20 protein-coding genes and 2 pseudogenes are annotated in these 22,648 nt (G+C 60.7%); 11 read left to right on the plus strand and 11 right to left on the minus strand.

Going from position 1 to position 22,648, the window contains the following annotated elements; genetic code table 11:
* Positions 1-49 precede the first annotated feature (49 nt).
* The 5 genes and pseudogenes from DB708_RS06000 (at position 50) to DB708_RS06015 (ending at position 3,850) form a co-directional block, all read left to right on the plus strand.
* Positions 50-1,048: an LLM class flavin-dependent oxidoreductase gene (locus tag DB708_RS06000; RefSeq protein WP_108921047.1), complete on the plus strand. Its 999-nt coding sequence runs from the start codon at positions 50-52 to the stop codon at positions 1,046-1,048.
* 36 nt (positions 1,049-1,084) lie between these two features.
* Positions 1,085-1,288, plus strand: coding sequence for an OsmC family protein (locus DB708_RS28160; protein WP_338103946.1), 204 nt, complete (start codon positions 1,085-1,087; stop codon positions 1,286-1,288).
* Positions 1,285-1,545, plus strand: coding sequence for an OsmC family protein (locus tag DB708_RS28165; RefSeq protein WP_338103947.1), 261 nt, complete (start codon positions 1,285-1,287; stop codon positions 1,543-1,545). The genes DB708_RS28160 and DB708_RS28165 overlap by 4 nt, the downstream gene beginning before the upstream one ends.
* 105 nt (positions 1,546-1,650) lie before the next feature.
* Positions 1,651-2,013, plus strand: a pseudogene (locus tag DB708_RS27545) (superoxide dismutase family protein); the annotation flags it as partial.
* Positions 2,014-2,317: 304 nt separating this feature from the next.
* Positions 2,318-3,850, plus strand: coding sequence for a PPE family protein (locus DB708_RS06015; protein ID WP_108921048.1), 1,533 nt, complete (start codon positions 2,318-2,320; stop codon positions 3,848-3,850).
* On the opposite strand, the gene DB708_RS06020 is transcribed toward DB708_RS06015, so the two are convergent.
* From DB708_RS06020 to DB708_RS06030, 3 genes are read right to left on the minus strand one after another with little or no spacing between them, the layout of a single operon-like run.
* Positions 3,847-4,305: an ester cyclase gene (locus DB708_RS06020; RefSeq protein ID WP_165839750.1), complete on the minus strand. Its 459-nt coding sequence runs from the start codon at positions 4,303-4,305 to the stop codon at positions 3,847-3,849. The genes DB708_RS06015 and DB708_RS06020 overlap by 4 nt on opposite strands.
* A complete protein-coding gene (locus DB708_RS06025) occupies positions 4,256-4,921 on the minus strand; it encodes a class I SAM-dependent methyltransferase (RefSeq protein WP_108921050.1) in 666 nt (221 codons plus the stop codon). The genes DB708_RS06020 and DB708_RS06025 overlap by 50 nt, the downstream gene beginning before the upstream one ends.
* A 20-nt stretch (positions 4,922-4,941) precedes the next feature.
* Positions 4,942-6,162, minus strand: a complete 1,221-nt coding sequence (locus DB708_RS06030; RefSeq protein WP_108921051.1) for an FAD-dependent oxidoreductase — start codon at positions 6,160-6,162, stop codon at positions 4,942-4,944.
* Positions 6,163-6,239: 77 nt separating this feature from the next.
* Here DB708_RS06030 and DB708_RS06035 point away from each other — a divergent pair, with 77 nt between their 5' ends.
* From DB708_RS06035 to DB708_RS06045, 3 genes and pseudogenes are all read left to right on the plus strand, one after another.
* Positions 6,240-7,031: a TetR family transcriptional regulator gene (locus DB708_RS06035; protein ID WP_108921154.1), complete on the plus strand. Its 792-nt coding sequence runs from the start codon at positions 6,240-6,242 to the stop codon at positions 7,029-7,031.
* Positions 7,032-7,160: 129 nt separating this feature from the next.
* Positions 7,161-7,295, plus strand: a pseudogene (locus tag DB708_RS27550) (hypothetical protein); the annotation flags it as partial.
* Complete coding sequence (locus DB708_RS06045) at positions 7,288-7,788, plus strand: hypothetical protein (RefSeq protein WP_108921053.1); 501 nt, start codon at positions 7,288-7,290, stop codon at positions 7,786-7,788. The pseudogene DB708_RS27550 and the gene DB708_RS06045, both read left to right, overlap by 8 nt.
* 20 nt (positions 7,789-7,808) lie before the next feature.
* On the opposite strand, the gene DB708_RS06050 is transcribed toward DB708_RS06045, so the two are convergent.
* Positions 7,809-8,543 carry a hypothetical protein gene (locus DB708_RS06050; RefSeq protein ID WP_235616650.1) on the minus strand — a complete coding sequence of 245 codons (735 nt, stop codon included), beginning with the start codon at positions 8,541-8,543 and terminating at the stop codon, positions 7,809-7,811.
* A 212-nt stretch (positions 8,544-8,755) separates the two neighbouring features.
* Here DB708_RS06050 and DB708_RS06055 point away from each other — a divergent pair, with 212 nt between their 5' ends.
* Together DB708_RS06055 and DB708_RS06065 are read left to right on the plus strand one after the other, a co-directional pair.
* On the plus strand, positions 8,756-10,336 hold the full coding sequence (locus DB708_RS06055; protein ID WP_108921054.1) for a recombinase family protein: 1,581 nt from the start codon (positions 8,756-8,758) through the stop codon (positions 10,334-10,336).
* A gap of 598 nt (positions 10,337-10,934) precedes the next feature.
* Positions 10,935-12,443 (plus strand): bifunctional DNA primase/polymerase, encoded by a 1,509-nt coding sequence (locus DB708_RS06065; RefSeq protein WP_108921056.1) that lies wholly within the window; start codon positions 10,935-10,937, stop codon positions 12,441-12,443.
* 4 nt (positions 12,444-12,447) lie between these two features.
* Here the strand turns inward: DB708_RS06065 and DB708_RS06070 are convergent, their stop codons facing one another.
* Complete coding sequence (locus tag DB708_RS06070) at positions 12,448-12,996, minus strand: recombinase family protein (RefSeq protein ID WP_108921156.1); 549 nt, start codon at positions 12,994-12,996, stop codon at positions 12,448-12,450.
* Positions 12,997-13,351: 355 nt separating this feature from the next.
* Entirely contained in the window at positions 13,352-15,052 is a 1,701-nt protein-coding gene (locus DB708_RS06075) for an HNH endonuclease (RefSeq protein WP_108921057.1), read from the minus strand.
* 990 nt (positions 15,053-16,042) lie between these two features.
* Between DB708_RS06075 and DB708_RS06080 the strand changes: the two genes are divergently transcribed.
* Positions 16,043-16,846 carry a hypothetical protein gene (locus DB708_RS06080; RefSeq protein ID WP_235616651.1) on the plus strand — a complete coding sequence of 268 codons (804 nt, stop codon included), beginning with the start codon at positions 16,043-16,045 and terminating at the stop codon, positions 16,844-16,846.
* Here DB708_RS06080 and DB708_RS27035 read toward each other — a convergent pair.
* From DB708_RS27035 to groL, 5 genes are all read right to left on the minus strand, one after another.
* Positions 16,737-18,209: a hypothetical protein gene (locus DB708_RS27035; protein WP_133250983.1), complete on the minus strand. Its 1,473-nt coding sequence runs from the start codon at positions 18,207-18,209 to the stop codon at positions 16,737-16,739. The two genes, DB708_RS06080 and DB708_RS27035, sit on opposite strands and share 110 nt — an antisense overlap.
* Before the next feature lie 11 nt (positions 18,210-18,220).
* Positions 18,221-19,111: a hypothetical protein gene (locus DB708_RS06085; protein ID WP_133250984.1), complete on the minus strand. Its 891-nt coding sequence runs from the start codon at positions 19,109-19,111 to the stop codon at positions 18,221-18,223.
* Positions 19,108-19,443 carry a hypothetical protein gene (locus DB708_RS06090; RefSeq protein ID WP_133250985.1) on the minus strand — a complete coding sequence of 112 codons (336 nt, stop codon included), beginning with the start codon at positions 19,441-19,443 and terminating at the stop codon, positions 19,108-19,110. Before DB708_RS06090 ends, DB708_RS06085 begins: the two co-directional genes overlap by 4 nt.
* Before the next feature lie 504 nt (positions 19,444-19,947).
* Entirely contained in the window at positions 19,948-20,475 is a 528-nt protein-coding gene (locus DB708_RS06095; RefSeq protein WP_108921060.1) for an alpha/beta fold hydrolase, read from the minus strand.
* A gap of 473 nt (positions 20,476-20,948) precedes the next feature.
* Positions 20,949-22,574, minus strand: coding sequence for a chaperonin GroEL (gene groL, locus DB708_RS06100; protein ID WP_108921061.1), 1,626 nt, complete (start codon positions 22,572-22,574; stop codon positions 20,949-20,951).
* Positions 22,575-22,648: the final 74 nt, after the last annotated feature.

A 22,648-nucleotide genomic window follows, 5' to 3' on the forward strand; every position in this document is an offset into this window, starting at 1 on the left:
CGGTGATCAACTACACGGAAAACTGCGACATCCTCACTAGAGTTCGAGCATGGACTTCTCGTGCGCGTTCGCAACGTCGTCGAACACCCCGGCCCACGTGGAGCTGGCCGAGACTCTGCACTACAAGCGGGCGTGGCTCTACGACTCTCCGGCCCTGTATCCCGACGTGTGGATGGTTCTCACCCGCTGCGCGGAGCGCACGTCGCGCATCGGCCTCGGTCCCGGTGTACTCGTTCCCAGCTTGCGGCATCCGATTGTCAACGCCGCTGCGATCGCCGAACTGGTGAGCCAGGCGCCGGGGCGCGTCACGGTGGCAATCGGTTCAGGCTTTACCGGCCGAAACGCCCTGGGCCAACGAGCCATGCCGTGGCGGCAGGTCGCCGAATACGTGCGGTGCTTGAAGGCTCTGCTAGCCGGCGAAGCCGCGGAATGGGAAGGGGCGAAGATCCGGATGCTGCAGCTGCCCGGTTTCGGGGCGCCGCGGCCGATCGAAGTGCCGATCCTGATCGGCGCCGACGGCCCCAAGGGCCTCGCCGTTGCGGCGGAGCTCGGCGACGGCGTCTTCTCCGCGGCCGTGCCACAGCCCGATGCCGCGAAAGCGGCGGACTGGCGGGCGCTGCTGTGCTTCGGTACGGTGCTCGACGAAGCAGAGGACCTGACGTCGCCGCGCGTCACCGATGCCGCGCGGCCGGCCGCGGCGGTGCTCTACCACGCCGTCTACGAGCGTGGCGGCGGCGCCGCGGCGGTCGACGCTCTGCCGGGTGGGCAGGGCTGGCGGGAGAAGATCGAGGCCTACCCCGAAGACGAGCGGCATTTCGCGATCCACCAAGGACATCTGGTCAAAGCCAATCCGTGTGACGAGCCGCATGTTGCCGACCTGATCCCGTTCGCGAGCTCGATGGCGTTGACCGGTACCGCCGAGCAATTGACAGAGAAGATTGCCGGACTCGCCGCTCAAGGAGTCACCGAGATCGTCTACCAGCCAGCCGGATCCGACATCGAGCGCGAACTCACGGCATTTGCGTCCGCCGCCGGCCTCGGGAGCTGACCAAGCGCTACCCACAGTCGTGCGACGATCGGTCGCATGACCACACAGGAGACTGGCCAGGACGCGGTGCCGGCCGAGGGCACGGTGACCGTCGCGGAGACGGGCGCGGGAACGTATACGCAGCAGATCACCGCCGGCCACCACCAATTCATCGCCGATGAGCCACGACCGGTCGGCGACGACGCCGGGCCCAATCCCTACGATCTGCTGCTTGCCGCCTCGGTGCATGCACCTCGATGACAGTGCGGATGTACGCAAACCGCAAGGGCTGGCCACTCGAGAGTATTCGAGTCACGTTGCGGCACTCGCGGATTCACGCTCAAGACTGCGCCGACTGCGAAACCAAAACCGGATGGGTCGATCACATCGATCGGAAAATCGAGTTGACCGGCGCCCTCGACGACGCGCAACGGGATCGGTTATTGCTCATCGCCGAACGCTGCCCCGTCCATCAGACCCTCACCTCGGAGGTCCGGGTCGCCACATCGTTGCGGTGACAGCCGCGATTCGTGCGCGCCGCGCATTCTCGGCGACGCGGGTGCCATTGAGAACCTCAGCAGCGAGACGCCCTCGACCGCGTTGCCGGCCAGCTCCAACGGAATGATCCCCGGTCCGCCGGTCCGACGCATGCGCCAGTGGGCAACTGCGCGGCGCCAGGCTTCGAATCGGCCGGGAGCGTCTACCCTGCCGCGGAACACTCGGGTTTTCCCGCCAGTGGCGACCTGACCGCTTTGCAGGTGCGCTCCGATGGATCGGCTAGACCCGTCACCACCACCAACTTGCTGACCGCGGCTGAACTGCGAAAGTCGTCCACCGCGACGACGAGCAGCGTCACGACGGCGACCACCACTGCTATCGTGCCCCCGCCCTCGGTCAGTACCAGCACGGTCACCAGCACGCCGGCCGTCGCGTCGATACCGACGACGACCGGAACGACTCCACCCAGCCTGCCGCCCGGAACCTGAGCGCGGCACCCTAAGCACTCACCAGCGTTTGACACAAGCCGCTGACATCATGTGTTGTCCCGATAGGTCGGAACATGAAATATGTTATGCTACAAGGATATTCGTTAGATTCGAGTCGCTATCGCGTGATGCCAGTCCTTTCTCGAGGAACTTGTCTTGGCAATCCGCCGACTAGTACCAACGTGTGGGGTTCACTGTATGCAAGCGCAGGCTTGACGACGAATACGGAAGACCATGCGGCCCTGCCGATTTCGCCTGTGATCGATCAGCTGGCAACTTCGCATCCTGCTGAGGGCGGTCGACGGTGACGGTACCCATCTGGATCGCCTTCCCTCCGGAGGTGCATTCCGCGCTGTTGTCTGTCGGTCCGGGATCAGGTTCGCTGCTAGCCGCGGCAGGTGCGTGGTCATCGCTGAGCGCCGAATATGCTTCGGCCGCCGACGAGCTCGGCGCGCTGTTGGGACAGATGCGAGCGGGGACGTGGGACGGCCCGAGCGCGCAACAGTACGTCGACGCGCATGTGCCGTACCTGATGTGGCTGATGCAGGCCAGCGCTGACAGTGCCAGCGCATCGGCTCAGCACGAGACGGCGGCAGCGGCGTATGTCAGTGCGTTGGCGGCGATGCCGACGTTGGGCGAACTTGCCGCCAACCACACCATCCACGCAGCGTTACTGGCAACGAATTTCTTTGGTATTAACACCATTCCGATTGCAGTCAACGAAGCCGATTATGCCAGGATGTGGGTCCAGGCCGCGACCACGATGACCGTCTATCAGACGGTGTCGAGCACCGCGCTGGCGGCGACGCCTGTCACAACTACCGCCCCAACTGTGCTACGTGCTGCTGCGACTGCCGATGCCACGAGCTTCGCGGCAAGCAGCCCTCCCGATCCGAGTACGTCGTTCTTTTACGACTTGTGGTACTTCCTGATCGGGGCGTGGAGGGATGCCGGGTTTAACTTCGGCGGCCCTCCGTCGACGTGGCTGTACCAGACCTACCTCGGGCTCTTTGTTTACCTGCCGCAGGCCCTCGCGAATGCGCACACACCAGCGCAGATCTTCGCGGTCCTACTGTCCGAACTCAGCCAATTCATTTTCTGGCGGCTAGTCGAACTTTTCGAACTTATTCAGTTCCTTCCTCAATTGCTTCCACAGTTGCTGACGGTCGCGCTTCCGGTAATGGCCGCTAGCGTCGGCGCAGTGGCCGGCCTCGGAGCTGCCGGTGGCCTGCCGGGACTGGCCGGGCTGGCCGGGATACCCACCGGAGCCGCACCCGTCGCGATGCCAACCACCGTGCCGATATCGACGGCTCCCACTTCCGCAAGCCCAGTACCTGCCCCGGCCGCCGCGCCGGTCACCGCGCCGGCGTCAGGTCCGGTTCACGTGTCCGGGCCCGCCGCGGCCCCCGTGGTGGGGGGTCCGCCCCCGACTACGGGTCCAGGCGGTTTCCCCTACATTGTGGGCGGGCTGAACATAAGGGCCGGGGCAGTCATCGAAGCCAAAGCGCGCGAGCCGAAGTCCGCTGTCGCCTCGGCACCGGCGTCCGCGGTCACCGCAGCGGCCGCCCGAGAGCAGGCCATGCTGCGCCGACGGCGACGCGCAGGTACGCGCGGATACCGCGATGAATTCATGGACATGAATATCGAGGTCGCACCGGACTGGGGCGCTGCACCCGGCGAAGAAATTATCGTGTCCTCCGCCGGGAACCTGGGGTTCGCCGACACAGTTACCAGAAAGACGGTGAGCGATGCGGCAGGGTTGACCACGTTGGCCGGCAACGAATTCGGCGGAGGCCCGACGACGCCGATGCTTCCACACACCTGGGCGGGCGGCTAGCCCCGGCCGATCTGCGCCAGCACCGCGCCCATGTCGGCGAGGTCCCAAACCTCGGCGAACTTGCCCCCTTCGACGCGATAAAGAGTGAATTCCGAGATGCTCACCCGGCGATCGGTCGCCGCTATGCCCCCGAAGACGCCGCGATGGGTTCCGGTGACGGTGAAGTGCACCGCGATGTAGTCGTCATCGACGACGATGTGCCGCATCTCCCAATGCCAGTCCGGGAAGGCGAAGACGATCGGCGCGAATTGCGCCGCAACGGCAGCGGGATCCATTGGGGCGTCGTTGACCTTGATGGTCGGGGTATAGAACGACGTCATTGCATCGAAATCGTGCTCGTTACAGCACTTCAGATACGCCAGATACAGGGATCGGTTTTCCTCGAGCCGACTGACCAAAATGTCCTCACCGTCCAACAGTCGCCCGAGCCAGCAGCACCGCACGCCGGCGCTCACCCTCGTCATCGTGGATATCGACGTCAACCTCCCCGAAGCCCGCGGACCGAAGGGCGTCGACAATCGGAGCGGGGTCACCGACTCCGCTGAACGGCAACGCCGCCGCAACGTCATCGGAGTAATGATGCGCTGCCACTTGGGTATTGAGTGAGGAGTCGGCGATCAGCGTCCCACCTGGAGTCAAGACGCGGCGCCATTGCGCGAAAGCCTTGTCGGGTTCGAGCAGGGTCCAGATAAAGTGCCGGGCCGTCACGGCATCGAAACTGGCATCGGGAAACGGCAGCCGTTCGGTGACACCCTCCACAAAGGTGATGGACATCCCGCGCTCGGCGGCCTTAGCGCGAGCATTGCCCAGCATTGCCTGCGACGCGTCGAATCCGGTCACCTGGTGACCAAGTTCGGCCAATAGCAGCGCGAGAAATCCCGTGCCGGTGGCGATGTCGAGCACCCGGGAGCGGGGCGGGATCGCGCCCAAAGTCGTTGTCCACAGCTGCCGTTCGGCATCGGAGAAGATGCCGTGCGCGTCCTTCTGGTCATACCGCGCACCCTCCTGCTCCCAGAAGGCGCGGATCGCGCTGTGAGCCGTTACCAGGGAATCACTGTCACTCGGCGACATGGCAATTCACCCTAGCCGAGTTACCGCGAATCAGCCCAGGCGTGTATGTCAGGAGTCCGTACGTGCTCTGGGCGGAAACCGCGCCCGACGAAGATCGGCGGAAGCGCTTGCAGCGGGCCCCAACCGATGATCTTCGGAATCTGGATCGGCGACAGGTCACCGCTCAAGTTGGGCGCGACCGCCTTGTCCTGCACCAGCACCTGACCCGCCTGGATGATCCGAGTCGGCAGCTCGCGGCGGCGCTGCACTTTGGCCAGGTCGGCGTCGGTCAGCCGGCCTTCGCGCAGCGGGGCGCACAAGATATTGGCCGCGGCCACGGCATCGGCGACCGCGAGGTTGATACCGACCCCACCGGCCGGCGACATCGCATGTGCGGCATCGCCGATGCACAGCAGGCCGGTGCGCCACCACGTCTGCAGCCGGTCGACCCGCACGTCGAGCTCGCTGGTGTCGTCCCACGACGTCAGATCGTTGACGTGCTCACGCAGCCGCGGTTGTGCGGTGACGATTCGCTCCTTGAACTCCTCCGGCGATCCGCCCAGGGGGCTGGCGCCCTTCGGCATCAGATAGGCGACCTGCCAGTAGTCGCCCCGGTAGATCATCGCCATCAGCAGGCCTTTGCGGACCACCCCGAACAGTTCTTCGGGGTCCCCTGGCCGCCATTTCAGCCGAAACCACAGCACGTCCATCGGGGAGTGCGCCGCGGCGGTCCGCAATCCCGCCGCCGCGCGCACCACCGACTTTCGCCCGTCGGCGGCCACCACCAACTCGGCCCGCACCTCTAGATCCGGCGTGCGCACCCCAACCACCCGATCGCCGTCGCAGATCAGGTCGGTCACCTCGGCATTGCGGATCAAGGTGAATTCCGGGTAGGCGGAAGCCTTTTCGGCGAGGAAGTCCAGGAAGTCCCACTGCGGCATCATCGCGATATAGGGCTGCTTGAAGCCCAGCCGTTTGAGCACCTTGAAGTTGCCGAGGGTGCGAATCGAGCCACCGGTGTCGAAGGCAAGTCGGTCGATCTTGGTGTGCGGCAGCTTCAGGAACTCGTCGATGAATCCGAGCTCGTCCATGATCCGCAGGGTGCTTGGGTGCACGGTGTCGCCGCGGAAGTCGCGCAGGAAGTCGTTGTGCTTTTCCAGGACGACGACCCGGATTCCGGCGCGAGCGAGCAGCAGGGCGTGAACCAGGCCGGCGGGCCCGCCCCCGACAACGCAGACCTGGGTCTGCAGAACTTGTGTCATGGTGTGCTCCTCGTGCAGTTGTGGAATACAATTGCAGCATACATAAGGTAATGTATCACATGTTGGAAGGAGACGGTATGGCCCGACCGGTGTCGACGCCACAGGTGGTGGAGGCCGCACTGCGCGCCGCGGAGAAATTGGGCAAGGACGTCGCCGACGTTCCGGTCGCATTGATCGCCGCGGAGGCCGGCATCTCGCGCAGCACCCTGCTGCGGCGCTTCGACGGATCGCGCACCGCCCTGAACGACGCCGTCCGCGCGGCCGGCGTCGACCCCGGCGGCCTGCCCCCCGTCCGCGACCGGGCAGTGGCTGCCGCCGCGACCCTGATCAGCGAATCCGGCCTTGCCGCGGCAACATTGCAAGCCGTCGCCGCCCGCGCCGATTGCTCGGTTTACAGCCTGCACGCGGTTTTCGGCGGGCGCGACGAAATGATGCGGGCGGTCTTCGAGCGTTACAGCCCCATCCTGGATATCGAGGAATACCTGGCGCGTCCCAGCGATGACCTGCTCGAGATGGTGCGCGGCTTCTACCGAACGGTGGCGAATGCCCTGAGCCGCGAACCCCGCGTTGCGCCGGCTATATTCGCCGAGGCCTTCGCACGACCTAGCAGTCCCGCCGTGCAGTCGCTGGCGGCCTACGGCCCACCGCGCTTACTGGGCACACTCGGTCGCTGGTTCGACACCGAAATTCATGCTGGACATATCCGCGACATGCCCCTACCGCTACTGGCCCAACAACTGTTGGGCCCCATCCTGATTCACATGCTCACCCGGCCGCTGCTGCCGAATGTCCCCGGCTTGCAGCTGCCCGACATCGACACCACCTGCGACGTATTCGCCGAGAACTTCGTGCGCGCCGTCGTGCCGTAGGGAGCGCTTCCGGCTAGCGATCACGACTTGAGAGCATTCCCAGGCGCACGCGGCCGCACGCCCATAGTGTTCGGAGATGCAGACGGTGTTGTTCAGGCTGGGGTTGGTCCCGTTTCTGCTCGACCTGCTCTGGCCGCAGCGTGGAGTGCCGGCCGCAAACTCGCTCCGATCGCGGCGGCCGATCACGAGGCCTCGGCGGCACAAGAAGGGTTCATCAGCTTTCTATTGGTGTCGCTCTCGCCGTCGAGGGGACTCGATGCCTGACGATCGGACTAGCGTGATTGCCGCGATATCTGCCGTCCTGATTCCTGCCGTCGTCGGCATTGCCTCGGCTCACGCCGCCCCGCTGCCCGACGTCTGCAACTCGGCCACCACCGGCGCCGACAACGTATGCAGCGTCAGGCTGACCTCGGTGACCGCGAACACCATCGACGGGACGATCACCGGGGTCCCAGTCGGCGGCGTGGCTCCAATTACCCTCGCGGGACAACTGGATGCGTACCTTCGGTCAGCCGGGTTTGGGAATTCGCCACCGGACCCAGTCCAACGCTGGGATGCCGCGATTGACCGCGTGAACGACGCCATCCCGTCCGGTCCGGATTGGTACGGGCAAGCCAAGTCCCGAGCCTTCCTGCCAAGAGAGCTGAATGGACTGGCCACCCAATTTCCCCCCAACACCACAGTCGTCCGGTTCGTGCCCGATGACGCCAATGCCGATGGCTTTCGGCTGGTGTCGATCCAGCCGGTGGCCCAGTAGCCGCCCGAATTGACCATGTATCAGCTGTGCGCGAATTCAGCGAGCTTGGCATCGACTGCCGCAGTATCCGGTCCCGCGTACGTCTTGGGGTCGCGCTTGTTGACCCATACGAGGAATGGGCAGCTGACCGCGGGGCCGTCCACCGTTCCGAGTTGTGCGATGTGCTTGCCGGTCCTCGCCTCGCGAAGTTCGATGTTGTATTGGACGGCGTAATAGTCGACAGTCACGTGTTCACCCGTGTCGGTCCTGAGGCTGCAGGTGAGTGACTTCACCTCGGTTCCGGGTTTGCGGGTAAGGCAGGCAACGACATTCGTCGACAGGAAGTCGCCGGGGTTCGCCCGGTAGTCGGCACGGGAGTCGAGCATGACTTCGCTCCAGCGGGCGTTTGTCATTTCGCGCATCGGGTTGGGCTCGTCGTAGGGAGCGAACGCGGCGATCTTGTACGGCTTCCCGTACGCGGCGGCGTTAGTGATTGACCCGCCATCGCAGACCACATCGAAGTCCGAGAGGGAGGTTGCCTTCTTAGCGCCTCCGCGCCCGTCGAGACCGTCGTGGACAATGTCGCGGATCACGAAAAGCCCGACCAACGCCACCGGTACCAGAACGACCGTCGCTGCGAGCGCGAGCACAACTATCAACACGCGATTGGTCTTGCGCGGCGCTGGCGAATAAGGCGGATACGGTCCCGGCGGTGGGTACGGCGGGGGCCATTGCTGCGGTGGCTGCGGCGGCGGCCACTGCTGCGGATAGCTCATGCTCGTGCCCCCCAACGCCGTGGTGCGCCAGCCTAACAATCGTCGCGGTCGAGGCAAACAAAACGCCCCCGGCCGAATGACCGGGGGCGTTTTGCACAAACTCACTCAGTGATGATGGTGGCCATGACCATGACCGTGACCGTGGCCGTGGTCGTCGTCTTCATTGGCGGGCTTGTCGACAACCGCCGTCTCGGTAGTGTTAGATTGCAGCCATGCGTGCGCTGATCGTGATCCGGCTCTCCAGAGTCACCGAGGTCACGAATTCGCCTGAGCTGCAACTGGAGATCTGCCAGGAACTATGCCGCCAACGGGGCTACAACGTCGTGGGGATAGCCGAGGATTTGGATGTATCGGCAGGCAAGACCAGTCCGTTCGAGCGGCCGGCTTTGCGGCAGTGGATCGGAGACGGCAAGGTCGACCCAGGACGCAGTGGCGAGTACGAGGTGATCGTCTTCTACCGTGTCGACCGGATCGTTAGACGACTGTTCGACCTGTCCGATCTAATCCGCTGGTCACGAGAACATTCCGTCACACTGGTGTCGGCCACCGAACAACACTTCGATCTGTCGACTCAATTTGGCGACATCATCGCGCTCTTGGTGGCCAAAGTGGCCGAGATGGAACTGGCTGCTATTTCCGAGCGCAACGCATCGGCGGCGAGGCACAACATCAAGGCCGGCCGCTGGCGCGGTGGCGTGCCGCCTTGGGGTTACCTGCCTGACGACGCGTCGGGAACATGGCGGTTGGTCCAGGACGGAGAGCAAGTCGGCACAATTCGAGAGGTTGTAAGGCGTGTCCTCGACGGAGAGCCGCTACAGCGGGTAGCCGAGGACCTGACCAGTCGTCGCGTCCTCACACCAAAGGACAGTTTCGCCAAAGCGCAGAGGCGAGATGTGAAGGACTTTCCTTGGAGTTCAACACAACTCAAGAGATCGCTGATATCACCAGCCATGCTCGGGCACGCAGTCTCTAACGGAGCGTCAGTACGGAATGACGATGGCTCCCCGGTGATCCGTGCTGAGCCAATCCTGACTCGTGAGGTCTTCGAGCGGCTCGCGGTCGAGCTGTTGAACCGAAGTAATCGCGGAGAGCCCACCAAGCGCTCGACGTCGCTACTGCTGCGTGTCATCTATTGCGGAACTTGCGGGGAACCTTTCTACCGATTCAACGGCGGTAGTCACAGTCAGTTTCCCCGTTACCGATGCCGATCAATCCAGAAACGCAGGTCCTGTGGGAACCGAACCGTCAGGCTCGACACTGCCGACGAAATTGTTTTGCGCCTGGTCCCAACACTCCTCGGCAAATCCGAACGGCAAGAACGTGTTTGGGACATGGGCACCGATCATTCGGTTGAGCTCGCAGACATCGACGCGACGTTGGTGGATCTCGCCAGCCAACTAGGGACCGTCGCGTTCCGCACCGGAACGCCGCAACGTGCCGCGTTAGATGAGCGAATCGCGAATCTCTCTGCCCGCCAAGCGGAGTTGTCAGAGAGAGCAGTCAAACCCGCTGGGTGGATGTGGAAGCCGACGGGTGGGACATTCGGCGATTGGTGGGATCGGCAAGACGTTGAAGGGCGCAACATATGGCTGAGGTCAATGAACGTGCGGCTTGATGTCACCCGAGACCAGTTGCGCCTCGATCTCGGAGATATTCACCAGCTGACTGAACATATGCAACCCAGAGGGGCTGTTGCCAACTGGCAGCAGCTATTCGCAGCGATGCGCGAGCGGGGCATCCAGGGCATGACCATCGGATCGGACGGGGAAATCGCGCTCACACCAGTCGAATAGCTCGAGCTCACAGCCTTGACACGGAACGACGCAAAGATCATTAGAGTCCGCAGCCGTGGGAAGAAGCAATAAGAACAGCTACCTGGCAACCGCCCGATACGCCTTAGCTTGGGGCGACAACATGGCGATGCTGAGCTCGCATGAGAGATTCGATGACCTCGAGGAAGCGGTCCAGCATGCGACTGCCTGGGTCCATGAGATGCGTGGGGCCGGCGCGACATCCGCGATCCGCCGGGTCTGCGTGCGGCCATCGGACAGCTGGGACACAGACAATCTTCGGCATCGCCACCGACCGTTGTTTGAAGCGTCCTACTACCACCCCGAGCAAGGACTCACCGATGCCGATGTCTATGCCGCCCGTGTCCACGACTGGCACGCGAATGCGGACCGCGTGAACCAAAACCTCGCGCACAATAAGGCGAAATATCGCTTGTGTTATCTCAATTGGACCGACGAGTGGGGACCCAAGCCCACAGCATGCCCCGCGTGCAATACAGCACTACACGATGACAACCCTTTTCGGTGGTAAGGCAGATGCGTCAACATGAGGTGGACCTCATGCATCACCTGGGGCCGAATCGTGATTGGGTGAGGCCATATGCCCGCGATGAAGTACCTCCAGTTCTACCTAGACCGGAAATGCGTCGTCATTCCCGGCTGGGGTAAGACGAAGAACACCCGCAAGGGGTGCGGCAGTTGGACGTGGCGGGACACCGAACGGAACACCGACATGCTCAAGGGGAACGCCAAGGTGCGGAATGGCACCGGCGGGCTTCTGATTGTAGACGTCGACCCGAAGAACGGCGGGTCCGTGGAGTCACTGCGGCAGCGATTTGCTGCCCTGCCCGACACGAGGACCGTCCACACAGTCACCCAACACCCCGCTGGACCTGGCGCACACCTGATCTTCACCATTCCGAGTGACGTTGTCGTTGCTACAAACCGGCCGCTCGGCACCGGAATCGACATTCCCGACGCCGTGATGCTCCCAGGCAGCATCGTCCGCTGCGACGATGGGATAGACCGCAAATACACGTTGGCAAACGACATCGAGCCGGCATCTGCACCGCTGGCCTTGATCGCCGCCATCGATAAGGGTCAACCGTCCCAAAAATCCCCATCGGTGGACCCCGACGAGGCTGCCGGAGCCGTCGCGGCGTTAGTGCAAAAGTGGGCTGCTGCTGGGCCGAGTGAACGCAATGCTGTGTTCACCGAGGTCGCCATTCCAATTCTGCGAGGCGCAGGCAACGACGGCGCGGACATGCTCAGGTGCGCGTATTCGGGCGACGACACCGAGGAGCTCGAGCAGATGATCGCCAGCGCGGCGAGGAAGGCTGCGACTTCGTCTGCGCCAATGCATCGGCCTCGGTCGCGGTATGTGGACGAGTGCCTGCGTTTGGCTAAGCACGACGTACGGTACGGCCACTGGAGTAAGGCGTCCGACCGCAAGGTGATGTTCGCGGTGGTGTCCATTTGCTCATCACTGGGCTCGGTGACGACGCCCGCCGTCAGCTTCCGGGACTTCGTCCTCGAAACCGGACTTGAGACGAAGACCGTCCGTAGCGCCCTGCGGAGATTGATCGAATCTGCCCATCTGCATGTCTTGAGAAGCACCGACGAGGGCACCCGCGAGTACACCCCCAAAGTGGGGGAAATGCCTACAGATATAAGTAAGGAAGCAGCCCCCCTTAAGGGGCTGCAGGTTGATCCACTTCATGATGTCTGGTTAAGCGACGGCCTGACGGGCCGTGCGTCTCACGTCTTCGATCTGGTCGATGTAGGTTTCCGCAAGGCATCCCAAGTCGCCGCCGCGGGTGGGATGGGACGTGACGCAGCGCGCGATGCTCTGAGAACTCTGGTCGAGGTCAGGTTGCTGGACAAGGAAGGCACGGCGTACTCCGTGCCCGCCGACGTCGTCGACACCGCACAGATACTGGCCATGGAGCGCGGTGGCCTGGGAAGGCGGGTAAGACTTGAGGACCGCATCGGCGAGGAGCGTGCTCGTCCACGAGGAGATACCGCTCGTGACGGCGTCAATGATGCTTACGACGAGGACCGTCGCCGCTACGAAGACGAAGAACTGATGCGCCAGCTAGGCATCATTTGAGAGATCAAGCCGCATAGTTGTAAACCGTTTGTCTGCTGATGCCGAAAGCCTTGGCGAGTGCTGTCACAGGCTCCCCCGCAGCCAGGCGAGCGCGAAGCTCGTCTGCCTGCTTATCGGTGAGGGCCGCCTTCCGGCCCTTGTACTTCCCGGCAGCTTTGGCGAGGGCAATTCCCTCGCGTTGACGCTCCAAGATCATCGAACGCTCAAATTCCGCGACTGCTCCAAGCATCGACAGCAGCAGCGTGTTCATGGGCGAGTCGTCGCCGGCAAAGGTCAGGTTTTCTTTGACGAACTGGACTTTAACGCCCTGGCAGGTGAGTTCCCGAACGATCCGGCGCAGATCTTCGAGGTTGCGTGCCAGTCGGTCCATCGAGTGGACCACCAAGATGTCACCTTCGCGGATGTAATCGAGACAGGCGGCCAACTGAGGACGTTGCGTGTCCTTGCCGCTGGCCTTGTCAACGAACATCTTGTCCAACTCGACCCCGTCGAGCTGCCGATCCGCGTTCTGGTCGACTGTGCTGACACGCTGATAACCGATCCGCTGGCCCATTATCTCCGATCCCATCTGTCCAGATAGACTTTGAAAAGTCGATGGGCAGTTGTCAAACAATCCGGCAATCTACCCTAGATGGACACGTGAGGAACTAGCGGCCGTTGCCCAGCATGGGGGTGTACCCCAGATGGAGATTCGTTCGGCAGCGTGGATGCTGGCCGTCTTTAAGGCCGGGCCGGTGACGTAGGAATGCGCCGTGCGGCGCCTGGGGCGGCGGTGTGTGCAAACCCGTGTGGCGTACTCCGAGTGGCGGGGCAGCCGGGGTATTCGCCCGATCGGCACGATGGCACCGGGCGGACCTTCTTCAATGAAAGTGTGCGGGCATCGCGCCCGCACTCTCGCTGAACCGGAATCAGTAGCCTCGCGTGTTCGCGCTAAGAGGTCCGCGGCTTTCGCTCTCCTTTTGCTTGTTCTCAATGCAAGTTAGGCAGCGCCTGCCGTTGGCGGTGGGGTAGATAACGTACTCGTGTCCGAAAGTCGGTACATGCCGGTAGTTCATTTTACATATGACGCAGCGCGGTTCGCCGGTGTAGGTGTGATAGAAGGTCGTTTCTGGAGAGAATTTATGTCCATTAGCGCAGTGCGTCCGACTCGCGGCCTTTTGTTGTTTGCACGTCAAGCAGCGCCGCAGCTCCCCGGTGTGGTTGGGGTCAATCACAAACTCGTGACCGGTTGCGGGCACGTGACTACGGTTGAGTTCGCATAGAACGCAAATTCGAGAGCCTCGTGTTCGGTGATAAGTCGTTGTTTCAGCGGTGAATTCATGACCATTCTTGCAGTGAGACGGAATCGATGCCTCTTTTTGTCTCATGCATTCGAGACACCGGCGCTTCTTTCCGGTGTAGCCGGTATCAATCTCGAAATTGTGCCCATACCTGGGAAAATGCAAAAGGTCGAGTCGACACTGCGCGCATTTGCGATAACCATCCACGGAGTACTCCATCGTGAATTCGGTGTATTCGTGGCTGCGGGGACAGTGTGTGGCATTCTCGGCAGCCTCGTAGCAGATCAAGCATCGCTGGCGCTTCAAGCTCGGATTTGATCGGTCAAGTACGAATTCGTGATTGAGAACTTTAAGGTGGTAGTCGTCGCGTCGGCACTGACTGCACATCCGCTTGCCTTGTTTGTCGCGCTTGTCGTTGTCGTTGTCTGCCGTGTATTCATGACCATAGGGGCAGAACTGCGGCGTGGATTCCTTTTCCAGCCGGCAGGTAAGGCAGCGTGCACGCTTGGAGGGGGCGTTTTCCTGGTCCAGTACGAATTCGTGGCCGAGCGTTTGGAGATGGTAGGCGTCTCGGTTGCATTGGCGACAACGTCGATGCCCGTCCGTGTGGAAGTAGTAAGTATTCTCCTCGGTGAATTCGTGACCATTGACGCAATGAGTGATCCATAACGATCTTCGCCGGACGTTCTCCTCGTTCGACACCGCTTCCAAGTGTTTGACATTGCAGCACAGGGGGACACCACAGAGATGGTCGACTGTGAGACCTTCGATCGATCCCTCACCGTGGGCGACTTCGTAGGCCACCCGGTGGACAAGTCGCACCTTCCCGCCAACCAAGTACATAGCGGCATAGCCCCTGGCATTTGGTTTGGTCCCGGACCAGAGCAGGCAGTCGTCCTTCAGTCCATAAAGCTGGCGGCCACGTTCTGACACCTCTTGCCGGACGGTTTGGGACTTCAACCGCGCCCTTACGGCCTCGACATCCAGAGGAAGTTCGCGCGTTATCCTGCGTGTCCGATTGGGATCGTCGTGAACATAGTCCTGTGCGGAACTCTTGAACGAATTGCATCGACGGTGGACGGTGGTGCAGTTGTCGTAGGTGTGTGGTCCGCCTGCACTGTGCGGAATGACGTGGTCTATTGAAGGGGACAACGGGTCGTATTCGTGCGAGTAGGTTCGATTTTTCAAAGATCGCGACCGCGGCGGAATCTTCTTTCCGCACACCTTGCAGGTCCAGTTGTCACGCGCAAAGACCTCTTCTGGAATGACCAGTTCAGCTTCTACGCCGAATTCTTGCGCCCGCCGCAGCATTCTCCTGGCGCGTTTCATTAGGGCTAGGTGCTGGCGCGAGTGCTCTTTGCAGCGGCTTCGCGCCTTCCCGTGACCACTTGGCCTGGGGTCAAATCGGACGGCGCAGTCCAGACATTTGACCGTAGAGTTCGGCACGCTCACCCCCCAAAGAATTACCTCAGGCAAGCTTAAGCCGTCCAGGCTGGGTGTCACGTCTCTGACTTGCCCGCAAGCCCGGAATCACATAGGGGCGTGGGGGCGCAGCAGACCTGCTGACCATGGAGTTCTGTGGGAGCACGCTTGAGGAGTTCTGGCGATTTCATCAAGGAATCGCGTACTCCTCACAAACCACTAGCGTTCAGCAGTTCTTGCCACGCTTCGTTTGTGGTCGCCCGCTTTAGTTTTGAGACGGAGCGGCTCTTTATCGATATTGGCGCACTTGAGCGGCGGCAATCTTGGCGAAGTCTGCGCTTGTGAGCTCGACGCGAACAATCTCGACATGGCGATCGAGCAGCGCGGCACTCAACCAAGTCTTTGGACTACGGCAGTACGCTTCCGCAGGAACATCAAGGACCGCGAGCACAAGCCGCGATGAGTTGAGGCGCGAGCCGAGTCAGGCAAGCTTGAATGCATCTGTGGCTAGCTTCTTCTTATGCGCCGCCTTCAATACACCTACGTGGGCGTATACCTCCACCAGGACGGAGAAGTCGTCCGATACACCATCGATTTGGACTCGTACGCCGCTGCCTAAGTCGATTGTTCGTCGTTCGAGACCTCTTGCTGCGCGTCGCTGCGCGACGGGTGTAACTCCACGAACCGCATCATGCCAAGTCTTCGCGCCGCAGTCGCAAGGGTGGGGAGCGGACGTGGCACTCAGCCGGGGAAATTGTTGGCCTAGAGTCTTCGCCTGGCGGCGGTACCGTCACGCCTGACGGCCTCAGAGATCGTCAGGACGGTCCTCGGCGAGGATGATCTCCTGGCTTTGAACGAGGGGAATGGCGGGTGGGACGAGCCACTAATTATCTGAGCGTGGCCCAATTCGATCTCTTGCGGTGGGTCGCTACCGGATGCAAAGACGGTGCATACGAAGGTAGCTCGCATCGCGTCTCTGCGCGTGCGCTCCACAACCGTGGCTTCCTTCACGTCACAGGCAGCGGAAAGACTTGGGCTGCCCAAATCACATCCGAAGGAACCCGACGCCTTCAAGAAGAAGCCAAACGCATCGATGCAGAACGAGAACGCACCCGCCGAGAGGAACAAGCCAGGGCGGCGCGCGAACGCGAACAACAGCAACTCCGCGACCGCGCCGAAGAGTTGCTGCACGATGTCATCGCAGCAGGTGGTCGCCTCGACCTCGGGCCTGATGCTGATAGTGACGACATCCAGCGGATGCGGGTCAGTCTCGAAAAATCGGGTCACCTGCCCGACGGTCAGCGGCTTGCCCAGGAATCAACGCGCATGGATCCCGTCTTGGGAGTGGCCGTCTATCTGGAGCCAGACTTCGAGGCCTTGACCGCCATGCGCTCGTTCGACATTCCCCGTCAGCTTCGAAACCCGCACCCCACCGTTGTGGAGTTCCAGAGCAAGAAGGCATTGGTTTCCAAGGCCGAAATCAGTCGTGCAGCGCGCTTCTTGCAAGGGTTGATATCAGCAGCGGAATCGGACATTGGGAACGACACCAACTCGGTCCCGCCGGGCCAACAGAATAACGTCAGACCACCCTTTATAGGGCGATACCGGCGGCCTCTTGCCGAACACGTCTTGAGAGATGGTTTGATGTCATGGCGATTGCCTGATCTCGAAGCGGCGTTGGCACTACTTTCAAAGTCTTGATTGCGCGAAGAACCGCCATGGGAACTGTAATTCCCCCATCGTTAAGCAGTTGGCTCAAGCGATCAGTCGCTGCGTTTGCTTGCCGGCCGCCATTTTTGGCTAATTCAGCAAGAGACTGAACTGCCACAATCTTGACATCCGGAAATACTTCAAAACTCAGCTGAAGCGCCATCGGCAACAGCCAGTCAAACTTCGTAGATTTCACGAAAGCCCGCATACTTTTACTGGCTTCAAGCTTAAAAAAGCGATCATTTGACGCGGCTAAGGTAGCAACATAGCTAAATGCCTCATACTCGTTCAGTATTCCGTAAACGGCGCCAAAGCGCATCGCAGAAGCGAATAGTTCCGAGCGCCGTGAACTGTCCCAAGCGAAACGGTCTGGCTGCAACACCGCTCGCTGAAAAGAGCGACGAAACTCGTCAATCTTATCGGCCACGAGCGACACTTTGTTTTCCGATAACAAATCGAAGGCCCGGGCACGTGCAGCGTGGGCCACTTCGGAATCCGCCAACAACTCAAGCATCGGACGCGACATTTCCGGTCTACCGGCCTCGATGAGCAACACTGCCAGGATCTCACCTGGATCCGTCAAACTTCTGGAATACCTACGTCCTTGCGCCTCCGCTCTGACTTTACCAACGCCTTCAATTGCCAGTCCTGATGCCGTACTAACGAGCTCATCAGGAATTTTTCTCCCGTTTCGCAGATACCAGTTAATGGCCTCAGCATGCTCAGCCAATGATCCCGACGCCGGCAATTCACTGACTCCGCCGCCAATTTCATCGATGAAAACTGAACGAGAAATCTTGGCAGCCGGTTCTAATTCTTGCAGCGTGCGACGCCACGCAGACGCTACTGGATCAGGAACCGATTCCCACTCAATCTTTCCGATAGCACGGGCGTATGCTCTATCCCACAACTCGTCATCTATATTTGTGCTGTCGAGTGAGTTCAATAGATAGTCAGCGAATCGGCCAGCCGCGCCGGCCGCGTTGGCGACCGCCGCAGCAGCTTCCCAAGTACTCTCTAGTCGCTTTGGTAAAGCTTGCCATCGCCCGGGCGGATCTTCTGGTCCACCGGCATCTAGCACCTCGAGCACTAAATCAAGCACCTCGGAGGCCTCGGAAGATGGCAAGACGTCAGCTGCGGCCTCCAACACCGCTAATTCCAGAACTCGCATTGAGCTGGGGTGGCGGCGGCGCTTAAGGATACGACGCGCATCTATCAAAATGAAGTCCAACGGACCGTTCTGAACCAATTGTCCGATCAACTGACGAAGTTCGGATTCGGCACCTGCCTGACGCAGCAGCCGTAGACAGTCCGCACCGTTTATGCTTTCAAGCGCTGGAAACGCCTGAGCCACTCTCATCATGGCTAATTGTTTACGATTATGGGCGACGCCAGCATAACCATAAAGCTCGTAAGCAAGAACTTCAAAAAAATGTCCGGAGGCCTACCTCCCCACACAGTTTGCGGGATTTGCCGTAGAAGCCTGTCATAAGCACGCTCTACGTATCGGTAATATTCCTCCAACTCGTAAGACTCTAATTTTGTTAGACGTTCTGTGGGTTCAACGAAAAGCTGATCTCTCCTAGATGGTATTGGCCCTACGGCCTCACCTTCACTAAAGAAGCTGCTCGATACAGTGCTCCATGAGGCCCTTATCAAAGTCTTTCTGATATCGTCTAGCACCGCGCTACACGATCTCGTCGTCACTCCGTTCGTCGAGAATGTCTCAAAGTTCTTCACATCGAGCGCTTCGAGCGTCGACGCCACTTCAATTGAGTCGTCCTCTGACTGTTGACCTACATCGCGACGTCTCAACGCGCGCTGCTGGAGGAGAGCGGCTCGACAGAGAACCGATTCGCCGTCCTCGACTGCAAGCATCTGCAACGCATTTGATACGAGACGCTCGCACAGATCATGGTTATCGTCCATCCCTGCTAGAACACATGCCAGAAGGGTCAGCGCAGTCGAGCGGGCGACATCCCCACCATCAATGATTAGGACGGTCTCGAAGAATTGCTCGATAGCGGATCCACCCTTGTATATCGCGTCATACACAAGCCGAACAGCCTCATCGACGGGTGGACCCTCCTCTTCCGGAGGAGCGATGCGCCTCTCAAACTGCTCCCAGGACGGAATTCGTCCGAGCACTATAGCTGCAAGATCCTCTTCGGGCCGAAAGCCACCGGACGACCCGAAATTTGGATGGGCGGCTATCTCGAATGGACTTAACACCGCAGCAAGCCAAGCTAGGTTCAATGTTCGAGCCCTTCTATTCGCACATCACTGCTGATATCCGAACGATCGCGTAGGCGGTCTTCCATCTGTGCGATAAGAACCGCGATATATCTTTGCAATTGCTGAGACAGGCCAATGCCATCTACTACCGCGTTTACGAACAACGCGCGCGTCTTCCTTGACAAAGAGCCTGGATCGATAACTGCCATAAGTGCATCACGGGCGGCGGCAGTTTCGTCGCCGACGGCGACTATGCGAACATCGACATCGTTCTCGATATATGCGTTCCTTGCTGTCGCGAGCATTTCAATCGTCGACGGACGCTGTCTGATCAAATGAACGGAATCACCCACACAAAATAGCAACTCTGAATTTTTTTACCGCGACCGAGAATCGGAGCGATCGCAAACCGTGACGATCCCTGTCGATGCGCTTGCCACTACTGTGTTATAGATCGCCCACCATTCGTGACCATCGACTTCACAGAGCAAATCCGTAACCAGTGTTGAATCGTTGTCGTTGCCAATTGCCGTCTTCGGTAAACGAGGTCGAGCTGCATCGAGAGTTTCATTAATACTGATGAGAATGGCACCTCGATTACGGGTTACATCTCGGACCATTTTCTCCACCCAAGAAACTTGATCCGCATCTGCTGAACCCGGTTTCACTAGGCTCAAATGATCCTCAACGAAGGGCCGGTGCTGTTCATCATTTATACCGAACGTGGCACTTTCACTCGTCACAAATACGTCATGATCGCCGGTGCCCGCATACAAAGCAATCCGATAGTCAGACTGGCCATAAATGTCAAGATTCCTGGTTTCGACACGATTATCGAAATATCTACGCAGCCTGCGCTAATGTGGAGCGTGAACCCACAGATAACCCGCCTCACGAAACAGTATCACGAGTGCCGCAAGAGACCATCGAGACCCATCCAAGGGAGAACCAAAAAGCATAATCCCCGCTATTTGTTTAAGCCTCTTTGTGGCTCGATCACGGTGATCGAGATAATGCTTCACGGCGTGAAGCGATATCAGACCTCCCATGCTGTGTGCCACGATATAGATATGCTCGTAATTCTTCTCAGCTAAATACCCAAGCCGCTCCGCCAACGATTCGGACACTTTTCGGAGACTTGGTCGAACGCCGATCCATTTTCGGTAGCCGCTGCAGTAGTCGAATACTGCAACGTCACATATTGGCTTTATGCTACTCTCAAAGATAAACTTCGGAAAGTCGACCCATGTATCATATCCGGAACCCATCAACCCATGGACGAAGACCACCACTACTTCGACTTTAGTCAAGCTTTCATGCTTATGTATATTCATCGAACTTCCCCGAAACTCCAGCGGGGTAAATTCATTTTGGAATTCTTCCATCAGCAGATTCCGTGACTATTTTTTAAGACGCCTCCGTATACAGGCGGTCTCGGACACGACTTAGCGCGAAGCAACGCGATAATACTAGTCTTCCTATAGTCCAGCACCTATCGCCATCTCATTTTGTACGTGCAGTCAAAAACCGATACGATTACCAACACTTTGCGCCTGACCTTCTCACGATGAAGAGTATCGCCCAGGTGTCGGAATCCGTCGAAGATGATCGCCCTAAGGCACTAGCGACAAGCTTGGCCTCCGGCCGTCCGGAGCGTTCTCCGCCACCCGGCGCCGCCACGCCTGGCACGTCGCGGTTTGCGTGACATCGGGCCCTACGAGACGGGCAGGATTGCCTTCCGCCCGCCTCCACGTTCTGCCGGGCCTGGGAATGGCGCCCCGACGCGCCCGCGTCGGCCGGTCAGTAGATACGAAACGCCCCAGACCATAGATCCGGGGCGTTCCGTGGCTGCGCGTTTCTAGTGATGGTGATGATGGCCGTGGCCGTGGCCGTCGTCATCATCGTCCTGGCTTACTTTCTCGACGATCGCTGTCTCGGTGGTCAGCACCATGCGGGCCACCGACGCCGCGTTCAGGACCGCCGACCGAGTGACCTTGACCGGGTCGATGACACCGTCCTTGATCAGGTCGCCGTAGGTCAGCGTGCTGGCGTTCAGGCCGTGCCCGGCCGGCAAATCGCTGACCTTGTGGACCGCGACCGCGCCGTCGAGCCCGGCGTTGACGGCGATCCAGTACAGCGGCGCGGAAAGGGCGTCGGCGAACACGTCGACACCCGAGGCCTCGTCGCCGGACAGCGACTTACGCAGCTTCGCCAGCGACTTACCGGCCTGGATGAGCGACGATCCACCGCCCGCGACGATGCCCTCCTCGACGGCCGCTTTGGCAGCCGCGACGGCGTCCTCGACGCTTTCCTTGCGCTCCTTGAGCGCCGTCTCGGTGGCGGCCCCCACCTTGATGACGGCCACGCCGCCGGCCAGCTTGGCCACCCGCTCCTGCAGCTTTTCGCGATCCCACTCCGAATCGCTGCCCTCGATCTCGGCACGCAGCTGCTTGACGCGCTTTTCCACCGCATCCTTGGAGCCGCCGCCGTCGACAATGATGGTGTCGTCCTTGCTGACCACCACGCGGCGGGCCGAGCCCAGCACGTCGGCGCCCACCTCACGCAACACCAGGCCGGCGTCGGGATTGATCACCTGGCCGCCCGTGACGATCGCCAGATCCTCCAGGAAGGCCTTGCGACGGTCGCCGAAGAACGGCGCCTTGACCGCAACCGCTTTGAGCGTCTTGCGGATCGAGTTGACCACCAGCGTCGCCAACGCCTCGCCCTCGACGTCCTCGGCGACGATCAGCAGCGGCTTACCCGATTCGGCGATCTTCTCGAGCATCGGCAACAAGTCCGGCAGCGAGCTGATCTTGTCCTGGTGCAGCAGGATCAGCGGCTCGTCGAGCACGGCCTCTTGGGAGTCGAAGTCGTTGACGAAGTATGCCGACAGGAAGCCCTTGTCGAACCCGACACCCTCGGTGAACTCCAGCTCGGTGTTCAGCGTCGAAGATTCCTCGACGCTGACGACGCCGTCGGTGCCGACCTTGTTCATGCCCTCGCCGACCAGCGCACCGATCTGCTCGTCACGCGAAGAGACCGTCGCCACCTGCCCAATGGCGTCCTTGCCGGACACCGGCTTGGCCGCGGCCAACAGCGCCTCGGACACCGCGTCGGCGGCCTTGCTCAGGCCCACGCCCAGGGCGATCGGGTTGGCTCCGGCGGCGACCATACGCAGGCCGCCCTTGATCAGCGCCTGCGCCAGCACAGTCGCGGTGGTGGTGCCGTCGCCGGCGACGTCGTTGGTCTTGGTGGCCACCGACTTCACCAACTGGGCACCCAAGTTCTCGAACGGGTCTTCCAGGTCGATCTCCCGCGCGACGGTCACGCCGTCGTTCGTCACAGTGGGACCGCCAAACGCCTTGGCCAGCACCACATGCCGGCCGCGGGGGCCCAGCGTGACGCGCACCGTGTCGGCGAGCTTGTTCACGCCCGCCTCCATCGCGCGGCGCGCGGTTTCGTCGTACTCAATCAGCTTGCTCATCAGGCTCCTTTAAACGCATGCCGCCCCGGAAATCACCCGTGCTTGCACACGGGGATCGCCGGGGCGGGACACGG

This window comes from Mycobacterium montefiorense, from assembly GCF_003112775.1.
In the GTDB taxonomy this organism is placed as follows: domain Bacteria; phylum Actinomycetota; class Actinomycetes; order Mycobacteriales; family Mycobacteriaceae; genus Mycobacterium; species Mycobacterium montefiorense.

Excerpts from the sequence above, each read along its gene's own strand:
- DB708_RS28165 (WP_338103947.1), top strand. The coding sequence starts at position 1,285 with ATGACAGTGCGGATGTACGCAAACCGCAAGGGCTGGCCACTCGAGAGT.
- DB708_RS28160 (WP_338103946.1), top strand. The coding sequence starts at position 1,085 with ATGACCACACAGGAGACTGGCCAGGACGCGGTGCCGGCCGAGGGCACG.
- DB708_RS06025 (WP_108921050.1), bottom strand. The coding sequence starts at position 4,921 with ATGTCGCCGAGTGACAGTGATTCCCTGGTAACGGCTCACAGCGCGATC.
- DB708_RS06035 (WP_108921154.1), top strand. The coding sequence starts at position 6,240 with ATGGCCCGACCGGTGTCGACGCCACAGGTGGTGGAGGCCGCACTGCGC.
- groL (WP_108921061.1), bottom strand. The coding sequence starts at position 22,574 with ATGAGCAAGCTGATTGAGTACGACGAAACCGCGCGCCGCGCGATGGAG.
- DB708_RS06095 (WP_108921060.1), bottom strand. The coding sequence starts at position 20,475 with ATGGAAGAATTCCAAAATGAATTTACCCCGCTGGAGTTTCGGGGAAGT.
- DB708_RS06075 (WP_108921057.1), bottom strand. The coding sequence starts at position 15,052 with ATGAAACGCGCCAGGAGAATGCTGCGGCGGGCGCAAGAATTCGGCGTA.
- DB708_RS06000 (WP_108921047.1), top strand. The coding sequence starts at position 50 with ATGGACTTCTCGTGCGCGTTCGCAACGTCGTCGAACACCCCGGCCCAC.
- DB708_RS06070 (WP_108921156.1), bottom strand. The coding sequence starts at position 12,996 with ATGGGCCAGCGGATCGGTTATCAGCGTGTCAGCACAGTCGACCAGAAC.
- DB708_RS06055 (WP_108921054.1), top strand. The coding sequence starts at position 8,756 with ATGCGTGCGCTGATCGTGATCCGGCTCTCCAGAGTCACCGAGGTCACG.
- DB708_RS06030 (WP_108921051.1), bottom strand. The coding sequence starts at position 6,162 with ATGACACAAGTTCTGCAGACCCAGGTCTGCGTTGTCGGGGGCGGGCCC.
- DB708_RS06065 (WP_108921056.1), top strand. The coding sequence starts at position 10,935 with ATGCCCGCGATGAAGTACCTCCAGTTCTACCTAGACCGGAAATGCGTC.
- DB708_RS06050 (WP_235616650.1), bottom strand. The coding sequence starts at position 8,543 with ATGAGCTATCCGCAGCAGTGGCCGCCGCCGCAGCCACCGCAGCAATGG.
- DB708_RS06045 (WP_108921053.1), top strand. The coding sequence starts at position 7,288 with ATGCCTGACGATCGGACTAGCGTGATTGCCGCGATATCTGCCGTCCTG.